The sequence below is a fragment of the Gordonia sp. DT218 genome, assembly GCF_049847105.1.
Taxonomy (GTDB): Bacteria; Actinomycetota; Actinomycetes; order Mycobacteriales; family Mycobacteriaceae; genus Gordonia.
On record NZ_JBNCNS010000020.1, the window covers coordinates 1 to 622 of the forward strand.

Sequence of the window (622 nt, forward strand, 5' to 3'; positions counted from 1 at the left end):
CTTGTCGGTGCGGTGTAATAGGTTGGTTGTCAGCGGAATCGAAGTGTTGATGTCGGATCAGCCCTGACGGGCGGGTCTTCTTTCAGAGATATGTGGGACGTGTGGTTTCGCCGTGTCCTGTTCTCTGTGGGGAAGGCGTGTTCGGTGTCGGGTCCGGATTGGCGGTTGTCGTCGTGGTGGGGTGAGGCCTCACCGTGGCCTGAGTTGGCGCCGTTGTTCACCGGACACCTGCATGCCGAGGGCATCGATGAGGTGGATGCCAACAGGCTGTTGGGGTCGATGGCGGCGACGCAGCGTGGCCGGGCGTATCTGGCGTGGCACGACTACCAGTTGGCCGCCGAACTGCATGACCGTCTCGTCGGACCCGAGGAACGGCCGGAGGACATTCTGGTGGTGGACGGGTTCGCCGACTGCGCCGCCCGGGTCGCGTTGGCGTTGAGTGTCTCCCAGCAGGCTGCCGAGCAACTGGTTCGTGAGGCGCTGGCGTTGCGGGATCGGTTGCCGCAGGTGTCCGAGCGGTTACGTGATGGACAGATCTCCCCGGCTCGGGTGTCCTCGATCATCGCCCGGACCGATCTGCTCGACGGCCACGCCGGTATGGCCGAGGTGGATGGGCAGATCG

At 64.5% G+C, this 622-nt stretch carries 1 protein-coding gene; it reads left to right on the plus strand.

Features of this window, described 5'->3' with window-relative positions:
• Positions 1-144: 144 nt before the first annotated feature.
• Positions 145-622 (plus strand): DUF222 domain-containing protein (locus tag ACPXCG_RS23970; RefSeq protein ID WP_425794894.1); only part of this gene is annotated, 478 nt, incomplete at its 3' end.